Genomic DNA, 16,851 nt, shown 5'->3' on the forward strand with positions numbered 1-16,851 from the left:
GTCGTCGGCTCTTCTGCACGGGGTAATTTATGCGGACAATCAGCGCCTTTGCCAACGGGAATCTGGAATGCCTGAACTGAACACCCGCTGGGATCTTTTTTGCACCGTGGTCGACAATTTTGGCGACATCGGCGTGACCTGGCGTCTGGCCCGGCAATTGGTGGTCGAACACTCGGTAGACGTTCGCTTGTGGGTCGACGACCTGCGCGCCTTCGAACGCCTGTGCCCGGAGATCGATATCCACGCGCCCCGGCAATGGCAGCAAGGTGTCGAGGTGTGCCACTGGCCGGCCGAGTGGCAACCCGTTGCTGCCGCCGATGTGGTGATTGCCGCCTTCGCCTGCCAACTGCCCAGCGCTTATATGGAAGCCATGGCCGAGCGCGAGAAACCGCCGCTGTGGATGAACCTCGACTACCTGAGCGCCGAGGACTGGGTCATCGGTTGCCACGGGTTGCCGTCGGTGAAGTACAAAAACGTGCAGAAGTATTTCTTCTTCCCGGGGTTCCAGAAGGGCACTGGCGGCTTGCTGCGTGAACATGAATTGCTGGAGCGGCGTCGGCAGTTTCAACAAAGCCCCGAGGCCCAGCGTGAATTCCTGCAAGGGTTAGGGATCGATCGTGCGCAAGGCGCGCAGTTGATCTCGCTGTTTGCCTATGAAAACGCCGGGCTGGCGAGTTGGCTCGACACCTTGGCCAGCGATTCGACGCTTACGCATCTGCTGGTGCCGGAAGGGCGGATTCTCGGTGACGTTGAACGCTGGCTCGGGGTCAGTGATCTCGCGGCGGGTGCGTTGCATGTGCGCGCTGCCCTGACGGTTCAGGTGCTGCCATTCGTCCGTCAGGACCAATATGACCACTTGCTCTGGTCCTGCGATTTCAATGCTGTACGCGGTGAAGACTCCTTTGTCCGGGCTCAATGGGCGGGGCGGCCGCTGCTGTGGCACATCTACCAGCAGGACGAAGACATCCACCTCGACAAGCTCGAAGCCTTCCTCGCGCTCTATACAAAAGGCCTTTCGGCAGCCGCCAGCGCGGCGATCAGCGGTCTTTGGCGAGCATGGAACGCCGGCGACGACATGGCCGACCAGTGGCTCGCGACCCGCAAACACTGGCCTGAGCTGGAAAAACACGCCGAGACGTGGTGTCTGGAACAAGCCTTGCAGGCCGATCTTGCCGCGGCGCTGGTACAGTTTTATGTAAATTGGATATGATACGCGGCCTAGATTTTTGTAAATCCCATCCAAATTCGGATATTCGCAATGAAAACTGGTAAAGAACTGAAACCCGGTACCGTGATCCGTCTCGAAAACGATCCTTGGCTGGTTCAGAAAGCTGAATTCACCAAGTCCGGTCGTAACAGCGCGATCATGAAGACCAAGCTGAAGAACCTGCTGACCGGTTACAAGACCGAGATCGTTTACAGCGCTGACGACAAACTGGACGACGTAATCCTCGACCGCAAAGAAGCGACCCTGTCCTTCATCAGCGGCGACACCTACACGTTCATGGACACCACCGACTACACCATGTACGAACTGAACGCTGAAGACATCGAAGCCGTTCTGCCTTTCGTTGAAGAAGGCATGACCGATGTTTGCGAAGCGATCTTCTTCGAAGAGCGTCTGGTTTCCGTAGAACTGCCGACCACTATCGTGCGCGTAGTCGACTACACCGAAGGTTCCGCTCGCGGCGACACTTCCGGCAAAGTCATGAAGCCTGCGAAGCTGAGCAACGGCACTGAGCTGCAAGTTGCTGACTTCATCGAAATCGGTGACCGCATCGAAATCGACACCCGCGAAGGCGGTTCCTACAAAGGCCGTGCTAAATAAGCACAGCTTCAGGAATGAAAAAGCCCGACCATTGAGTCGGGCTTTTTTTCGCCTTGGATTTGAAGATCAAAAGATCGCAGCCTGACGTTAAACGGTCACGTGCAAACGCACTTCGACATTGCCACGGGTGGCGTTGGAGTACGGGCACACCTGGTGAGCCGCATCGACCAGTGTTTGCGCATCCGCTTGTTCAAGACCCGGCAGGCTGATGTGCAGGTCGATGTCCAGGCCGAAACCACCGGGAATCTGGCCGATGCCGACATGAGCAGTGATCGACGCATCATTCGGGATGGTGCGTTTGGTCTGGCTCGCAACGAACTTCAGCGCGCCGATAAAGCAGGCGGAGTAGCCAGCTGCGAACAGTTGCTCAGGGTTGGTCGCCGCGCCGCCGGCACCGCCGAGTTCTTTTGGGGTGGCGAGTTTGACGTCGAGGATGTTGTCGCTGGAAACCGCGCGACCATCACGGCCACCGGTGGAAGTTGCGATTGCGGTGTAGAGAGTTTGCATGGTGTGAGCCTCATTCGGGTTTGGGTGTTTTGCGCTAAATGTTTGCGCGCCAAGTAAGTGCGAGATGAATGTATCGCGCTAATATTTAGCGCGCAAGATAAATTTTTGAGAAAGTTTGGTCTGTGAGAGATGTTGCGAATGCGAATTGCAGGAGAGGCTTGCCCGCGAAGAACGATAACGCGGTCTCGCAGATGCCCTAGAGACTGTCCTGCAAATGGCTACGCAGCGCTTGAAGATCATTTTGCAATTTCTTCAACTGCTCGATCGTCTGCCCGCTGGCCCCCAGGATGCACTGCGGAATATCCCGAGCCTTGTCCCGCAACGCGCGACCCTGTTCGGTCAGCTCGACGATCACCACCCGTTCATCTTCACGGCTACGAGTACGACTGAGCAGTCCTTCAACTTCCAGGCGTTTGAGCAGCGGCGTCAACGAGCCAGGATCGGTCAGCAGCCTTGTGCTGATTTCGCCTACGGTCAAACCATCCCGTTCCCACAACACCATCATCGCCAGGTACTGCGGATAGGTCAGGCCCAGCGCTTGCAGCAGCGGTTTATAGACCTTGGTCATCAGCAGCGAAGTGGAATGCAGGGCGAAGCACACCTGATTGTCCAGCAGCAGGTGGTCGCAGGTGTCCGGGGTGTTGCGGTCGGTGGTCATGTCAAAGCCTTGATCAGTAATCGTCATGAATCTAGCGGGCGAATCTTTAATGCGCCAGATAATTATGGCTCAGTAGCCGGTTAGATTGCCTTGCAGGGCCAGATCCCACGGCGCAATCGGGCTGAAGCGAGTTTTTAGGTATTCCAGCAACAGGCGACTGCGGGAACTGGCCTGCTGCTCCAGGCGCAAGGCGTAGATCCCGGCGGTTTCCGGTTTTGGCAGGCCGTTTTCGCAGAACAGCGGCAGCAGTTCGCCGCGCAACAGGTATTCGCTGGCCAGCCAGGTCGGCAAATGCGCGATGCCGAGCCCGGCCAGCGCGCCGCAGACCAACGCCTCGGCGTTGTTGGCGCTCATGCGGATCCGCGCCGGCCGGTGCAATTGCATGCGCCCATCCTGTTCGAAGCGCCAAGCGAAGGGCGGGGCGAGGCCGTCCCAGTCGAGGCCATCGTGTTCGCTCAACTGGGACGGATCGGTCGGCACGCCCCGACGCTTCAAATAGGCGGGGCTGGCGCAAGCGATGCGCACCATGTTCGCCAGCGGCGTGGCCACCAGCCGGGTATCAGCCATTTGCCCGGCACGCAGCACCAGATCGACCTTGCCCAGGTTCAAACCCTGCATATCGACAAAACTGTCGATCAGGTGCAATTGCACATCGAGGCCGGGGTACAGCATCAGAAAATCGGCAATGACCGGCGCCAGATGTCGGCGGCCAAACGCGGCGGGCGCGTCCACCCGGATCAAGCCTTCGGGCGCGCTGCTGAGGGACACCGCCTCCGCCCGGGCCAACCGCAATTCGGCGACGATCCGCCGCGCCCGCTCGGCAAACGCCAGACCGGCTGGCGTCGCCCGCACCGCGTGGGTGCTGCGCAGGAATAACTGGCTTCCGACCGCGCTTTCCAGGCTGTCGATCCGTCGGGCCACGGCCGAAGGCGTTAGCGGATGGCGCCGGGATGCGGCGGAAAAACTTCCGGTTTCCAGCACATCGAGGAACAGCCCGAGTTGGTCGGTCAATTGATTGGGGTTCATGGTTTTACCAGCGCTTGTGCGAAATCGGCACAGCCATTGTGCGTTGCTGTGCGTTTCCCTGCCAGAGCCGACTGCGTAGGATGAAATGCCTGACAAGAGGGAATGGGCCTGTGCTTGAGTTTTTGTTGTATCTGATCTTTGGCGCTGCCTTGGGCACCCTGGGTGGTTTGTTTGGCATCGGCGGTGGCCTGATTGCCATTCCGTTGCTTGGCGTGTTGTGTGGTCTCGATCAACAGATCGCCCAAGGCACGGCGTTGGTGATGGTAGTACCGAACGTGATGCTGGCGCTGTGGCGCTATCACCAGCGTAATCGCATCGAATTGCGCCACGCACTGCCGCTGGCGTCGATGGGATTCTGCTTTGCCTGGATCGGTTCGATCTGGGCCGTGGGCATCGATGCGCAAACCATGCGCGTGGGATTTGTCGCATTCCTGGTGGCGCTCTCGACCTACAACCTCGTGCGAATGTTTACCGCCAACGCCCCGGCATCTTCGCAAATGCATTACTCCTGGCCATGGCTGGGCGTGCTTGGCGCGGCTTCCGGGACCATGGGCGGGTTGTTTGGCGTGGGCGGGGCGGTGGTGGCGACGCCGGTGCTGACCAGCCTGTTCGGTACTTCCCAGGTGGTTGCTCAAGGTTTATCGCTGGCCCTGGCATTACCGAGCACCGGCGTCACCCTGGTGACGTACGCGGTGCATCATCAGGTGAACTGGATGATCGGTTTGCCCTTGGCCATTGGCGGATTGATGAGCATCAGTTGGGGCGTGAAAATCGCCCACGCCATGCCGGAGCGGCTGCTGCGCGGGCTGTTCTGCGGTTTCCTGGTGTTCTGCGCGGTGATGCTCGCTTTTAAAGTTTGAAGCCTTCGACGATGTGCTCGGCCAGGCACTCGGTGATCGGCGACGGGTTGTGCAGGTTGCGCACCAGCATGATGCTGGCCTCGGGCAGCAGCGGCAGGTCTTCGGCGGCGCCGAGGATGCGCATGTCCGGGGTGATCAGGCTTTCCAGTTGCGCGGTCACCGCCAGGCCGGCGCTGACCACGGCCATCAATGCCGACAGGCTCGAGCTGTTGTAGGCAATCCGGTAATCGCGGCCCATCGCATCGAGGGCATTGCATGCCCATAACCGGCAGAAACAATCACTGTTGAACATCGCCAGCGGCAACGGCGTCTGCTCGTGGGCGCTGAAACATTGCGCCTCGGCCCAGACAAAACGCTCCTTGCGCAGCAACTGGCCGATCTCGGTGCCCGGCTCGCGGGTGACGATCGACAGGTCGAGGTCCTGGCGCTGCAACAGCTGCCTGGTCGACTCGCAATGCACTTCGATCTGGATCAGCGGATAGAACTTGGCGAACCGCGACAAAATCCCCGGCAGAAACCGCATCACATAATCATCCGGCGTGCCGATGCGCACGGTACCGACCATGTGCGGTTCGCGCAGGGTATTGAAGACTTCGCTGTGCAGTTTGAGGATGCGCCGCGCATAGCCGAGCAGCACCTGGCCCTCGGCGGTCAACTTGACCTGACGCCCGTCGCGCTCGAACAACTGGCGCTGCAACACGTCTTCTTCCAGGCGCTTCATCTGCATGCTCACCGCCGATTGCGTGCGGTTGACCATTTCGCCGGCGCGGGTGAAACCGCCCAAGTCGGCGATGGCGACAAAAGTGCGCAGTACATCGGTATCGATACTGGGGAACGCCGACATTCATCAATCTCCGAGATGCATACCATCAGAAACATTCGTTGGATTGATCTTAGCTCCGGGGCGAGACTTGAGCCATCCCTAAAGGAGGGCGACATGATGAAAGGTCAACACGAGCATGTAACGGCAGAAAAATTCTCAATCCACGCGGTTTCCGATTTGCTGCACAAGTTTAGTCGCTGGTACGAACTTCACCGCGAACGTGAGCTTTTGGCGAGCCTGAGCGATGAAGCGCTGAAAGATATCGGCGTCAGTCGTGCGGATGTCGAGCACGAATCGGTCCGGCCGTTCTGGGACGATCCGATGCATAAATGATGAGGCCATTGCTACACAAACCCCTCTCTGGTGAGGTAGGTTGCGAGCAGACAAGGAGATGCTCATGCCCGCAACGCTGTCCTTTTCCATCAAACAGGCTCGACGTCTGGCACTGGCTGCCCAAGGATTCAACGGGCGCCAGCCGCCAGCGGCGATCAAAGCGGTCCAGCTCAATCGGTTGATTGAACGGCTGGGCATTTTGCAGATCGATTCGGTCAATGCGTTGGTGCGCTCGCACTACCTCCCCTTGTTTTCCCGTCTTGGTAACTACTCTTCCGACCTTCTCGATCAGGCTGCCTGGAGTCAGGGTCGGCACCGTACGTTGTTTGAATATTGGGGTCATGAAGCGTCGTTATTGCCGCTGTCCATGTACCCGTTGATGCGCTGGCGCATGCTGCGCGCGACTCGCGGCGAAGACATTTATCAACAATTGGCGCGGTTTGGTCGTGAGCAACAGGACACGATTCGCCGGGTCCTGGGTTCGGTTCAGGAGCTGGGCGCGCTGGGCGCCGGGAGTCTGTCGACCCGTCAGGAACGGGCGGGGCCGTGGTGGGACTGGAGCGCCGAAAAGCATGCGCTTGAGTGGTTGTTTGCCGCCGGTGAAGTCACCGTCGCGGGCCGACGCGGGTTTGAACGGCTTTACGATTTGCCAGAGCGGGTTATTCCTTCGGTCGTTCTCCAACAGCCGTTGCTCACGGAAGCCGAAGCCCTGCGCGGGCTGTTGCTGCACGCCGCGAATGCCTTGGGTGTGGCGACGGAAAAAGACCTGCGGGACTATTTTCGCCTGAGCCCCGGGGATGCCCGTCCGCGTTTGGCGGAACTGGTCGAGGCTGGTGAATTGCTGACCTGCGAAGTCGAGGGTTGGCGCCAACCAGCCTATTGCCTGCCCGAGCCCAAGGTCCCGCGCAAGGTCGAGGCCAGCGCCTTGCTGTCGCCCTTCGATTCACTGATTTGGGAACGCAGCCGCACCGAGCGGTTGTTCGATTTCCGTTATCGGCTGGAGATTTATACGCCGCAGGATAAGCGGGTCTATGGCTATTACGTGCTGCCCTTTTTGCACAATGAACGGATTGCCGCGCGGGTGGATTTGCGGGCCGAACGGGCGCTGGGCCGGTTGGCGGTGCATGCGGTGCACGAAGAAGAGCCGGGGCTGGATGGGGCGGGAATGCTGGCGTTGGCGGTGAATTTGCGGCGGATGGCGGATTGGTTGGGGCTGGAGCGGGTTCAGTTGAATTGTCAGCGGGAGAGTGCGGGGCGGTTGCGGGTGGTAATGGCGCAGATTGAGTAAGCGGGCCTTAACCTGATCGTTCCCACGCAGAGCGTGGGAACGATCACTGACTTAGCGGCGGACTTGTTTCAACGTCTCAGCAATCAAAAACGCCAATTCCAGCGACTGATCCGCGTTCATCCGCGGATCGCAATGGGTGTGGTAACGGTCCGACAACCCATCCTCGGTAATCGGCCGCGCGCCACCGATGCACTCGGTCACGTTCTGCCCGGTCATTTCGATGTGGATACCGCCGGCATAGGTGCCTTCCGCTTCGTGCACCTGGAAGAACTGCTTCACTTCGCCAAGAATCTGCGCGAAGTCGCGGGTCTTGTAGCCGCTGCTGGCCTTGATGGTGTTGCCGTGCATTGGGTCGGAGCTCCACAGCACCTTCTTGCCTTCACGCTCGACGGCGCGAATCAACTGCGGCAGGTGATCGCCGACCTTGTTCGCGCCCATCCGCGCGATCAGGTTCAAGCGGCCGGGGTCGTTGTCCGGGTTGAGCACGTCGATCAGACGAATCAAATCTTCCGGATTCATGCTGGGGCCGACTTTGACGCCAATCGGGTTGTTCACCCCGCGCAGGAACTCCACGTGGGCGCCGTCGAGCTGACGGGTGCGGTCGCCGATCCACAGCATGTGCGCCGAGCAGTCGTAGTAATCGTTGGTCAGGCTGTCGCGACGGACGAAGGCTTCTTCATAGTTCAGCAACAGCGCTTCGTGGGCGGTGAAGAAACTGGTTTCGCGTAATTGCGGCGAGCTGTCCATGCCGCAGGCGCGCATAAAGGCCAGGGTTTCATCAATGCGATCGGCAAGGTGGCTGTATTTCTCGGCCAGGGCCGAGTTGGCGATGAAGTCCAGGTTCCACTTGTGCACTTGATGCAGGTCGGCAAATCCGCCCTGGGCGAAAGCGCGCAGCAGGTTCAGGGTCGCGGTGGACTGGTGATAGGACTGCAGCAGGCGTTCCGGGTCCGGGACGCGGCTTTTTTCGTCGAAACCGATGCCGTTGACGATGTCGCCACGGTAGGCGGGCAAGGTCACGCCGTCGATGGTTTCGTCGTTGGCCGAACGGGGTTTGGCGAACTGGCCGGCCATGCGTCCGACTTTGACCACCGGGCAACCGGCGGCAAAGGTCATCACGATGGCCATTTGCAGCAGCACTTTAAAGGTGTCGCGGATTTTCGCGGCGGAGAACTCGGCGAAGCTTTCGGCGCAATCGCCGCCCTGCAACAGAAACGCTCGGCCCTGGGTCACTTCGGCAAACTGACGGCGCAATTCCCGGGCTTCACCGGCAAACACCAGCGGCGGATAGCTGGCCAGGGTTTGCTCGACCTGCGCCAAATGCGCGGCATCGGGGTAGCGGGGTTGTTGCTGGATCGGCAAGGCACGCCAGCTGTCAGGGCTCCAGGGTTGGCTCATCACGGTCTCTAGTGTTTACGCACGGGCGCTTATGTTATCAGCAATTAGTGCGTGACCTGTTCCCGTCGCTTCGCGGACAATCGCGCCTTTGCCGCTTTGTGTTGCGGCTTGTCGCGTTGCTGTTTGGCCAGGTTGCTGGTCCGGCGACGATCAGGAGACGAAATGACTGAGGAGCGCGTCGAGCATTTGCTCGCCGAGGTACAGGATGAGTTCGGCGTGATTCGCGTGCTGGAAGTGGCCGATTACCGTTTTCTCGAATTCGGCGATGCCATCGAGCAAAGCTGCGTGTTCACGGCCGACCCGAGCTGGCTGGAGTACGACTACACCCGCGCCATGCTGATCGGTGCGTTGTGCCATGAGCAGCCGGAAAGCGCGCTGTTCCTCGGCCTCGGCGCTGGCACGTTGACCCAGGCCTGCCTCAAGTTTCTGCCGCTGGAAGATGTCGAAGCCATCGAGTTGCGCCCCGATGTACCGCGTCTGGCCATTGAATACCTGGGGCTGGATGACGATCCACGGCTGTACATCCGCGTCGGCGATGCGCTGGAGTTGCTGGAAACGGCAGAACCGGCGGACCTGATTTTCGTCGACCTCTATACCGATGTCGGGCCGGGCGTCGGGCATCTGGCCTGGAGCTTTCTGGAAAACTGTCAGAAACGACTGAATCCGGGGGGCTGGCTGGTGATCAACCAATGGGCCACCGATGACGGCAAACCGCTGGGCGCGGCATTGTTTCGCGGGCTCTATCACCGGCATTACTGGGAACTGCCGGTGAAGGAGGGCAACGTGATTTTGATCGTGCCGTCGGAACTGGATCAGGAGCTGGACATGGACGGATTGATCGCCCGGGCCGAAGGGCTGGCGCCGCGGTTGGGGTATTCGTTGTTGTCGTTGATCAAGGCGATTCGGCCGGCGACGTAATGCGTTATTTGTAGTGGCCTCATCGCGGGCAAGCCTTGCTCCTACAGGTTTTGTGTCGTTCGCATTTCCGGCAAACGACACAAATCCTGTAGGAGCGAGGCTTGCCCGCGAAGACATTATTCGCCCCACCGCAAACCTCAAACCCCTTTGAAGATGCCGGGCCGCTTTTCGACCATCGACCGCACCCCCTCCTTGGCATCTTCACTGTTCAACAGCTTCTTCACCATCGCCGGCAACGCCTGCGCCGCCGCGGTTTCTCCTTCATAACGCGCCTGCCTGGCCGACATCAACGTCGCCTGAACCCCCAGCGGCGCCTGCCTTGCAATACGTTCCGCCAGTTCAAGCGCCCTCGGCAACAGATCCTCACTGGCCATGACCTCCTGCACCAACCCCAGCCGCAACGCGTCATGAGCGTCGAACTCATCGCCGGTCAGCAGCCAGCGCATGGCGTTGCCCCAGCCGGCCACTTGATGCAGGCGCAGCGTGGCGCCGCCAAACGGGAAGATCCCGCGCTGCACTTCCATCTGGGCGAAACGGGTATTGCTGGCGCAGAGGTTGATGTCGGCGGCCAGCATCAGCTCGATGCCGATGGTCAGGCAATAACCTTGCGCGGCGACGATCACCGGTTTACTCACCCTCGGCCCGGCGAATACGCCCCACGGATCACAACCGCCGGGCGGTGCCTGCCAACCTTCGGCCAGCGCCGCGCTGGCATTGATCAGGTCGAGCCCGGCGGTGAAATGCTCGCCGTGGCCGAACACCACCGCCACTCGCGCCTCGCTGTCGGCCTCGAACTCGCCATAGGCCAGGCTCAGGTCGTTGAGCAGATCGAGGTCGAAGGCGTTGCGCTTGGCGACCCGGTCCAGGCCGAGTAACAAGACATGACCGCGCTGTTCGCGGCTGACACGACTGGAAACAGGCTGATTCATGAGGTATTTCCTCGGGCGGGAAGGGGGTGCCAGACCAAAGGTCCGGGTCACCGGGGTGAACCGTTTTAGCGCTATCGCCAGCAGGGCCGGGCCTTTGAAAAATAGACCGTTGCACGATTATCCGCAAAGCCTGTTACAGAACGGTATATACGTCAGTTTTCCGACAAATAATGCTCCCTTTTTGGGCGAATTCCGGTATAGTGCGCGCCGGCCTTTAACCGGGCCGCGTTTAGGTAGCGCAATTCCCCGAAGTCAGCTTCGGCTGCACGTCCGCACAGCGGACTCTTCCTTGACGAATCTTTTTCATTCATTCGTTTTCGCAAATCCCCGCCGACAAAGCAGCCAGGGCGACTCTTGAGTCTTACACGGCATGCGCAGCTTTGGAGCATGGGTCTTTGCGGATGCACTTAGAGGCAGACCCATGACCCAGGAAACCGGCGGCTTCGCCGCTTTTAATCTTAATCCGAATATTCTTGCAGCCGTCATCGCGACTGGCTACGAAGAGCCTTCGGCTATTCAGCAGCAATCGATCCCGATCATCATGGCCGGCCACGACATGATTGGCCAAGCGCAAACCGGTACCGGTAAAACCGCCGCGTTCGCCCTGCCAATCCTGCATCGCATCGATCCTGCTAAGCGCGAGCCGCAAGCCCTGATCCTGGCGCCAACCCGTGAGTTGGCGCTGCAAGTAGCAACCGCTTTCGAAACCTACGCCAAGCAAATGCCGGGCGTTACCGTTGTGGCCGTTTACGGCGGCGCCCCGATGGGCCCACAACTGAAAGCAATCCGTAATGGCGCACAGATCGTTGTCGCCACTCCGGGTCGTCTGTGCGACCACCTGCGTCGTGACGAAAAAGTCCTGTCGACCGTGAACCACCTGGTTCTCGACGAAGCGGACGAAATGCTCAAACTGGGTTTCATGGACGACCTCGAAGTTATCTTCAAGGCTCTGCCACCGACCCGTCAGACCGTATTGTTCTCGGCGACCCTGCCGCAGTCGATCCGTGCGATCGCCGAGCGTCACCTGCGTGATCCGCAGCACGTGAAGATCCAGACCAAGACTCAGACCGTTACCGCGATCGAACAGGCTCACCTGTTGGTTCACGCTGACCAGAAGACCTCGGCTGTATTGAGCCTGCTGGAAGTCGAAGACTTCGACGCCCTGATCATGTTCGTGCGCACCAAGCAAGCGACCCTGGACCTGGCCAGTGCCCTGGAAGCCAAAGGCTACAAAGCCGCTGCGCTGAACGGTGACATTGCTCAGAACCAACGTGAGCGCGTGATCGAATCCCTCAAGGATGGCCGTCTGGACATCGTTGTGGCGACTGACGTTGCTGCCCGTGGCCTGGACGTTCCGCGCATCACTCACGTGTTCAACGTTGACATGCCGTACGATCCAGAGTCCTACGTTCACCGTATCGGCCGTACTGGCCGTGCCGGTCGCGAAGGTCGTGCACTGCTGCTGGTGACTCCACGTGAGCGCCGCATGCTGCAAGTGATCGAGCGTGTAACCGGTCAAAAGGTTGCCGAAGTTCGCCTGCCGGACGCCCAAGCTGTTCTCGATGCGCGCATCAAGAAGTTGACCAACAGCCTGTCGCCGCTGGTCGCTGATGCCGAATCGACTCACGGTGATCTGCTCGATCGCCTGACCGCCGACATCGGTTGCACCCCGCGTGCCCTGGCCGCTGCGCTGCTGCGCAAGGCCACCAACGCTCAGGCGCTGACCCTGGCTGCGATCGAGAAAGAGCGTCCATTGGTGCCGAACAACGCACCGCGTGGCGATCGTCCAGAGCGTACCGGTGATCGTCCGGACCGTGGTGATCGTGAGCGTCGTGCTCCGGTTGCATTGGCCGAAGGCCGTGCTCGTTGCCGTACCGCGCTGGGTGCGCGTGATGGTATCGCTGCCAAGAACCTGCTGGGCGCTATCCTCAACGAAGGTGGCCTGGCTCGCGAAGCAATCGGTCGCATCCAGGTGCGTGACAGCTTCAGCCTCGTCGAGCTGCCGGAAGATGGTCTGGAAAAACTCCTGACCAAACTGAAGGACACTCGCGTTGCTGGCAAGCAGTTGAAGCTGCGTCGCTATCGCGAAGATTAATCCGCCTCTGGGCTGATTGATCGAACATAAAAAATCCCCGACTGGTTCGGGGATTTTTTTTGCCTGACCGTTCCCACGCTCTGCGTGGGATTGCCTCATCGGTCGCTCTGCGTTCGGCTTTTAAAGGGACGCGGAGCGTCCCGGGCTGCATTCCCACGCGGAGCGTGGGAACGATCAGTTAACCAAAGCGGTAAATATCCATGCCCAAGGCGCCCATGGTGAACCCCTGGTGTGCAACCCCGAATTTCCCCCCAGCCCCGCGAGCAAAGTACAACGGCAGCAAATGCTCATCGCTCGGATGGTTGCGCACCGCGTTCGGAGCCTGCTGGCGATAATCGTGCAGTGCGGCTTCATCGTTGGCGGCAAGTTTTTCAATCATCCAGTCGCGGAAGGCCTTGGCCCACGGCTCGACACTTTCCGGGCCGGCATGCCAGTCCAGTTCTCGCAGGTTGTGGGTGATGCTGCCGGAGCCGATCACCAGCACACCTTGCTCGCGCAGCTTGGCCAGCGCATGGCCGACACGGGTTTGCAGGGCCGGGCCGCCACGGGTCGGCAGTGAGACCTGCACCACCGGGATGTCGGCCTGCGGGTACATCAATGACAACGGCACCCACACCCCGTGATCGAACGGCCGCTTGGCGTCAATGCGCGCTGGCAGGTCATCAGCCTTGAGCAATTCGACAACCTCGGCCGCCAGTTGCGGATCGCCCGGCGCCGGGTATTGCACCTCGAACAAAGCCTTCGGGAAACCACCGAAGTCATGCCAGGTTTCAGGCTGTGGGTTGCCGCTGACCAGAAGCTCGTTGCTTTCCCAGTGCGCCGAGACAATCACGATCGCTTCGGGTTTGGGCATTTCTGCCGCCAGACGCGCCAGGGCGGGACCACTGGCACCCGGTTCCAGTGCCAACATGGGCGAACCATGGGATATGTACAGGCTGGGGAACATGAAAGAGCTCCTGAGGGGTAAGATGGCGTCATCTTCAGTCAGATCATTGATCTAAATCTAATATAAGTTTTAGCGTCTTTTGATCGAATTTTCGGGATTAATTATGCAGCCGGAGTTTTGGCACAAGCGGTGGACGTCGAATCAGATCGGCTTTCACCTGCCGGAAGTGAATCCATATCTGCAACGGTACTGGCCGCAACTCGGCCTGGAAGAGGGCGCGCGGGTACTGGTGCCGTTATGTGGGAAAAGCCTGGACCTGCTGTGGCTGGCCAAATGCGGTCACGAGGTATTGGGCGTCGAGTTGTCGGAAAAAGCCGTGGAGGACTTTTTTCACGAGCATCAATTTGACCCGGACGTCAGCGATCAGGGGCCGTTCACGGTCTATCGCGCCGGTTCGATCGAGATCTGGTGTGGTGATTTCTTCGCCCTGACCGCCGGCGATGTCGCCGATTGCAGCGCGCTGTACGACCGCGCGGCGCTGATCGCCTTGCCACCGAAGATGCGTGAGCAGTACGCCGAGCACCTGAAGCGGATCCTGCCGAAGGATTCCCTGGGGCTGTTGATTACCCTGGATTACGATCAGGCGCAAAAGGATGGGCCACCGTTCGCCGTGCTGGACGATGAAGTGCAGCGGTTGTTCGGGGCAACCTGGGAGTTGAAGATCCTGGAAGACCAGGACGTGCTCGGCGAGAGCTGGAAGTTTGTCGAGAGCGGGGTCACGCGACTTGAAGAGCGGGTTTATCGTTTGATGAGTTGATTCAAAAGCAAAAGACATAAAAAAGGGGCGATCAATTGATCGCCCCTTCGTTTTCTGCGCCGGGCTATCAGCCCCGGCGACGCAACGCTTCAATACGTTCTTCCAGCGGCGGGTGGCTCATGAACATGCGGGCGAAGCCCTGTTTGATGCCACCGTTGATGCCGAACGCGTTCAGGGTGTCCGGCATGTGCACCGGCAGTCCTTGTTCGGCCCGCAGGCGCTGCAAGGCACCGATCATCGCGCTGGTACCGGCCAGGCGTGCACCGGCTTCGTCGGCACGGAATTCGCGTTTGCGCGAGAACCACATGACGATCGAGCTGGCGAGGATGCCCAGCACCAGTTCGGCGACGATGGTCGCCACGTAGTAGGCGATGCCCTGGCCTTCTTCGTTCTTGAAGATCACCTTGTCGACAAAGTTGCCGATGATCCGCGCGAAGAACATCACGAAGGTGTTCACCACGCCTTGGATCAGCGCCAGGGTCACCATGTCGCCATTGGCCACGTGACCGATCTCGTGGGCCAGCACGGCTTTGACTTCATCCGGCGAGAACCGCTCGAGCAAGCCCTGGCTGACCGCGACCAGTGCGTCGTTCTTGTTCCAGCCGGTGGCGAAGGCGTTGGCCTCGTAGGCCGGGAAAATCCCGACTTCGGGCATCTTGATCCCGGCTTCGCGAGACAGTTGCTCGACCGTTTGCAGCAGCCATTGCTCGTGACGGGTGCGCGGCTGGCTGATGATTTGCGTACTGGTGCTCATCTTCGCCATCCATTTGGAGATGAACAGCGAGAACAGTGAACCGGCGAAACCAAAGACCGCACAGAAAACCAGCAGCTGATTGAGGTTCAGATCAACCCCGTTGGCCGCCATGAACCCGTTGAAGCCGAAAAGGCTCAAGGTGATGCTGGCAATCAGCACGACCGCCAGGTTAGTGGCCAAAAACAGCAGGATGCGCATCATGGTTGTAGAAATCTCCTCATGCTAAAGATGTAGCGTACTGCGGGGTATATAAGGTGCTGCACCGTGCTATTCAACCGAGTGACTATTTCAAACTGTGTCCTACAGCAACAGTTTAGCCGCGCGCAGGCAATTTCCGACGCTGATGCAGGAAGGGGTTGTCAGTCGCTGGACTGCGGGGCCCCCGTCTTTGTTAGACGTGAGCACGAAATCGGTCAGCAGGCGGTGGTGACGGCAAGGATGTGCGGCAGGGCGCAGAGATGTGTTGCTGAATCAATCACCGTGCGACCCGGACCAGCGTCGCACGGTACCCGTCAGCTTACTGGCGGTAAGTCTTGAGGAAATTGCCGATCCGGCCGATGGCCTGATCCAGTTCGTCGACGCGGGGCAGGGTGACCACACGGAAGTGATCCGGCCACGGCCAGTTGAACGCCGTGCCTTGCACCACCAGCAGTTTTTCGGACAGCAGCAGGTCGAGCACGAACTTCTCGTCGTTATGAATCGGGCACACTTTCGGGTCGATCCGCGGGAACGCATACAGCGCGCCCATCGGCTTGACGCAACTCACGCCCGGGATGTCGTTGAGCAGTTCCCAAGTGCGATTGCGCTGTTCCAGCAAGCGACCTTGCGGCAACACCAGGTCATTGATGCTCTGATAGCCGCCGAGTGCGGTCTGGATCGCGTGCTGGCTCGGCACGTTGGCACACAGGCGCATGTTCGCCAGCATGTCGATGCCTTCGATATAGCTCTGGGCGTGGTGTTTCGGCCCGGAAATGGCAATCCAGCCGGAACGGAAACCGGCCACGCGATAGGACTTGGACAGACCGTTGAAGGTCAGGCACAGCAGGTCCGGCGCCAGGGAAGCGGTGCAGATGTGCACGGCGTCATCGTAGAGGATTTTGTCGTAGATTTCGTCGGAGAACACCACCAGGTTGTGCGAGCGGGCCAGTTCGAGCATGCCCAGCAACACTTCCTTCGAATACACCGCGCCGGTCGGGTTGTTCGGGTTGATGATCACCAGCGCCTTGGTGTTCGGGGTGATCTTGGCCTTGATGTCGGCCAGGTCCGGGAACCAGTCGGCGCCTTCGTCACACAGGTAATGCACCGGATTGCCGCCGGCCAGGCTGACCGCGGCGGTCCACAGCGGATAGTCGGGGGCCGGCACCAGCACTTCGTCGCCGTTGTTGAGCAGGGCCTGCATCGACATCACGATCAGCTCGGAAACGCCGTTGCCCAGGTAGATGTCTTCGATGCCGACGCCTTCGACCTGTTTCTGCTGGTAGTACTGCATCACGGCTTTACGCGCGCTGAACAGGCCTTTGGAATCGCTATAGCCTTGGGCGGTCGGCAGGTTGCGGATCACGTCCTGGAGGATTTCATCCGGCGCTTCGAAACCAAAGGGCGCCGGGTTGCCGATGTTCAGCTTGAGGATGCGATGGCCTTCCTCTTCCAGGCGTTTGGCGTGCTTGAGCACTGGGCCGCGAATGTCGTAGCAGACGTTGGCGAGCTTGTTCGATTTGCTGACCTGCATGG

The 16,851-nt window shown here is 59.8% G+C and carries 17 protein-coding genes; 8 read left to right on the forward strand and 9 right to left on the reverse strand.

The features are described from left to right. Positions 1-67: 67 nt before the first annotated feature. Both earP and HKK52_RS29975 read left to right on the forward strand, forming a co-directional pair. Positions 68-1,210 carry an elongation factor P maturation arginine rhamnosyltransferase EarP gene (earP, locus tag HKK52_RS29970; RefSeq protein WP_169373743.1) on the forward strand — a complete coding sequence of 381 codons (1,143 nt, stop codon included), beginning with the start codon at positions 68-70 and terminating at the stop codon, positions 1,208-1,210. A 48-nt stretch (positions 1,211-1,258) separates the two neighbouring features. Continuing rightward, entirely contained in the window at positions 1,259-1,828 is a 570-nt protein-coding gene (locus tag HKK52_RS29975) for an elongation factor P (RefSeq protein WP_032626910.1), read from the forward strand. An 87-nt stretch (positions 1,829-1,915) separates the two neighbouring features. On the opposite strand, the gene HKK52_RS29980 is transcribed toward HKK52_RS29975, so the two are convergent. The 3 genes from HKK52_RS29980 to HKK52_RS29990 all read right to left on the reverse strand — a co-directional run bounded on the left by HKK52_RS29980 (position 1,916) and on the right by HKK52_RS29990 (position 4,019). After that, positions 1,916-2,335 carry an organic hydroperoxide resistance protein gene (locus HKK52_RS29980; protein ID WP_133838258.1) on the reverse strand — a complete coding sequence of 140 codons (420 nt, stop codon included), beginning with the start codon at positions 2,333-2,335 and terminating at the stop codon, positions 1,916-1,918. A gap of 196 nt (positions 2,336-2,531) precedes the next feature. Next, the gene (locus HKK52_RS29985) at positions 2,532-2,993 is read right to left on the reverse strand and encodes a MarR family winged helix-turn-helix transcriptional regulator (protein WP_169373744.1); all 462 of its coding nucleotides are present in this window, start codon (positions 2,991-2,993) and stop codon (positions 2,532-2,534) included. 69 nt (positions 2,994-3,062) lie between these two features. Next, entirely contained in the window at positions 3,063-4,019 is a 957-nt protein-coding gene (locus tag HKK52_RS29990; protein WP_169373745.1) for a LysR family transcriptional regulator, read from the reverse strand. 110 nt (positions 4,020-4,129) lie between these two features. Between HKK52_RS29990 and HKK52_RS29995 the strand changes: the two genes are divergently transcribed. Then, on the forward strand, positions 4,130-4,879 hold the full coding sequence (locus HKK52_RS29995) for a sulfite exporter TauE/SafE family protein (protein WP_169373746.1): 750 nt from the start codon (positions 4,130-4,132) through the stop codon (positions 4,877-4,879). Here the strand turns inward: HKK52_RS29995 and HKK52_RS30000 are convergent. After that, the gene (locus tag HKK52_RS30000) at positions 4,869-5,723 is read right to left on the reverse strand and encodes a LysR substrate-binding domain-containing protein (protein WP_169373747.1); all 855 of its coding nucleotides are present in this window, start codon (positions 5,721-5,723) and stop codon (positions 4,869-4,871) included. The two genes, HKK52_RS29995 and HKK52_RS30000, sit on opposite strands and share 11 nt — an antisense overlap. A 96-nt stretch (positions 5,724-5,819) precedes the next feature. On the opposite strand from HKK52_RS30000, the gene HKK52_RS30005 reads away from it, so the two are divergent. Beyond that, positions 5,820-6,035, forward strand: a complete 216-nt coding sequence (locus tag HKK52_RS30005) for a DUF1127 domain-containing protein (RefSeq protein ID WP_133838411.1) — start codon at positions 5,820-5,822, stop codon at positions 6,033-6,035. Between the two features lie 64 nt (positions 6,036-6,099). Next, positions 6,100-7,323 carry a winged helix-turn-helix domain-containing protein gene (locus HKK52_RS30010; protein WP_169373748.1) on the forward strand — a complete coding sequence of 408 codons (1,224 nt, stop codon included), beginning with the start codon at positions 6,100-6,102 and terminating at the stop codon, positions 7,321-7,323. A 51-nt stretch (positions 7,324-7,374) separates the two neighbouring features. Here HKK52_RS30010 and HKK52_RS30015 read toward each other — a convergent pair whose 3' ends face one another. After that, positions 7,375-8,721, reverse strand: coding sequence for a class II 3-deoxy-7-phosphoheptulonate synthase (locus HKK52_RS30015; RefSeq protein ID WP_092279550.1), 1,347 nt, complete (start codon positions 8,719-8,721; stop codon positions 7,375-7,377). A gap of 162 nt (positions 8,722-8,883) precedes the next feature. Here HKK52_RS30015 and HKK52_RS30020 point away from each other — a divergent pair, with 162 nt between their 5' ends. Further along, a complete protein-coding gene (locus tag HKK52_RS30020) occupies positions 8,884-9,639 on the forward strand; it encodes a spermidine synthase (protein ID WP_169373749.1) in 756 nt (251 codons plus the stop codon). A 137-nt stretch (positions 9,640-9,776) separates the two neighbouring features. Here HKK52_RS30020 and HKK52_RS30025 read toward each other — a convergent pair whose 3' ends face one another. After that, the gene (locus tag HKK52_RS30025) at positions 9,777-10,568 is read right to left on the reverse strand and encodes a crotonase/enoyl-CoA hydratase family protein (RefSeq protein ID WP_169373750.1); all 792 of its coding nucleotides are present in this window, start codon (positions 10,566-10,568) and stop codon (positions 9,777-9,779) included. 421 nt (positions 10,569-10,989) lie between these two features. Between HKK52_RS30025 and HKK52_RS30030 the strand changes: the two genes are divergently transcribed. Beyond that, the gene (locus HKK52_RS30030) at positions 10,990-12,663 is read left to right on the forward strand and encodes a DEAD/DEAH box helicase (RefSeq protein ID WP_123510266.1); all 1,674 of its coding nucleotides are present in this window, start codon (positions 10,990-10,992) and stop codon (positions 12,661-12,663) included. 178 nt (positions 12,664-12,841) lie between these two features. On the opposite strand, the gene HKK52_RS30035 is transcribed toward HKK52_RS30030, so the two are convergent. Further along, positions 12,842-13,609: a DODA-type extradiol aromatic ring-opening family dioxygenase gene (locus HKK52_RS30035; RefSeq protein WP_169373751.1), complete on the reverse strand. Its 768-nt coding sequence runs from the start codon at positions 13,607-13,609 to the stop codon at positions 12,842-12,844. A gap of 103 nt (positions 13,610-13,712) precedes the next feature. Between HKK52_RS30035 and HKK52_RS30040 the strand changes: the two genes are divergently transcribed. Beyond that, a complete protein-coding gene (locus HKK52_RS30040; RefSeq protein WP_169373752.1) occupies positions 13,713-14,366 on the forward strand; it encodes a thiopurine S-methyltransferase in 654 nt (217 codons plus the stop codon). 67 nt (positions 14,367-14,433) lie between these two features. On the opposite strand, the gene htpX is transcribed toward HKK52_RS30040, so the two are convergent. Together htpX and HKK52_RS30050 are read right to left on the reverse strand one after the other, a co-directional pair. Then, the gene (gene htpX, locus HKK52_RS30045; RefSeq protein WP_169373753.1) at positions 14,434-15,321 is read right to left on the reverse strand and encodes a protease HtpX; all 888 of its coding nucleotides are present in this window, start codon (positions 15,319-15,321) and stop codon (positions 14,434-14,436) included. Positions 15,322-15,637: 316 nt separating this feature from the next. Next, the gene (locus tag HKK52_RS30050) at positions 15,638-16,849 is read right to left on the reverse strand and encodes a pyridoxal phosphate-dependent aminotransferase (RefSeq protein ID WP_054052048.1); all 1,212 of its coding nucleotides are present in this window, start codon (positions 16,847-16,849) and stop codon (positions 15,638-15,640) included. Between the last annotated feature and the right edge of the window lie 2 nt (positions 16,850-16,851).

The sequence above is a fragment of the Pseudomonas sp. ADAK2 genome, assembly GCF_012935755.1.
Taxonomy (GTDB): domain Bacteria; phylum Pseudomonadota; class Gammaproteobacteria; order Pseudomonadales; family Pseudomonadaceae; genus Aquipseudomonas.

Bases quoted from the DNA above. Each gene is read 5' to 3' on its own strand.
- earP (WP_169373743.1), top strand. From the start codon at position 68: ATGCCTGAACTGAACACCCGCTGGGATCTTTTTTGCACCGTGGTCGAC.
- HKK52_RS29975 (WP_032626910.1), top strand. From the start codon at position 1,259: ATGAAAACTGGTAAAGAACTGAAACCCGGTACCGTGATCCGTCTCGAA.
- HKK52_RS29980 (WP_133838258.1), bottom strand. From the start codon at position 2,335: ATGCAAACTCTCTACACCGCAATCGCAACTTCCACCGGTGGCCGTGAT.
- HKK52_RS29985 (WP_169373744.1), bottom strand. From the start codon at position 2,993: ATGACCACCGACCGCAACACCCCGGACACCTGCGACCACCTGCTGCTG.
- HKK52_RS29990 (WP_169373745.1), bottom strand. From the start codon at position 4,019: ATGAACCCCAATCAATTGACCGACCAACTCGGGCTGTTCCTCGATGTG.
- HKK52_RS30000 (WP_169373747.1), bottom strand. From the start codon at position 5,723: ATGTCGGCGTTCCCCAGTATCGATACCGATGTACTGCGCACTTTTGTC.
- HKK52_RS30005 (WP_133838411.1), top strand. From the start codon at position 5,820: ATGAAAGGTCAACACGAGCATGTAACGGCAGAAAAATTCTCAATCCAC.
- HKK52_RS30010 (WP_169373748.1), top strand. From the start codon at position 6,100: ATGCCCGCAACGCTGTCCTTTTCCATCAAACAGGCTCGACGTCTGGCA.
- HKK52_RS30015 (WP_092279550.1), bottom strand. From the start codon at position 8,721: ATGAGCCAACCCTGGAGCCCTGACAGCTGGCGTGCCTTGCCGATCCAG.
- HKK52_RS30020 (WP_169373749.1), top strand. From the start codon at position 8,884: ATGACTGAGGAGCGCGTCGAGCATTTGCTCGCCGAGGTACAGGATGAG.
- HKK52_RS30025 (WP_169373750.1), bottom strand. From the start codon at position 10,568: ATGAATCAGCCTGTTTCCAGTCGTGTCAGCCGCGAACAGCGCGGTCAT.
- HKK52_RS30030 (WP_123510266.1), top strand. From the start codon at position 10,990: ATGACCCAGGAAACCGGCGGCTTCGCCGCTTTTAATCTTAATCCGAAT.
- HKK52_RS30035 (WP_169373751.1), bottom strand. From the start codon at position 13,609: ATGTTCCCCAGCCTGTACATATCCCATGGTTCGCCCATGTTGGCACTG.
- HKK52_RS30040 (WP_169373752.1), top strand. From the start codon at position 13,713: ATGCAGCCGGAGTTTTGGCACAAGCGGTGGACGTCGAATCAGATCGGC.
- htpX (WP_169373753.1), bottom strand. From the start codon at position 15,321: ATGATGCGCATCCTGCTGTTTTTGGCCACTAACCTGGCGGTCGTGCTG.
- HKK52_RS30050 (WP_054052048.1), bottom strand. From the start codon at position 16,849: ATGCAGGTCAGCAAATCGAACAAGCTCGCCAACGTCTGCTACGACATT.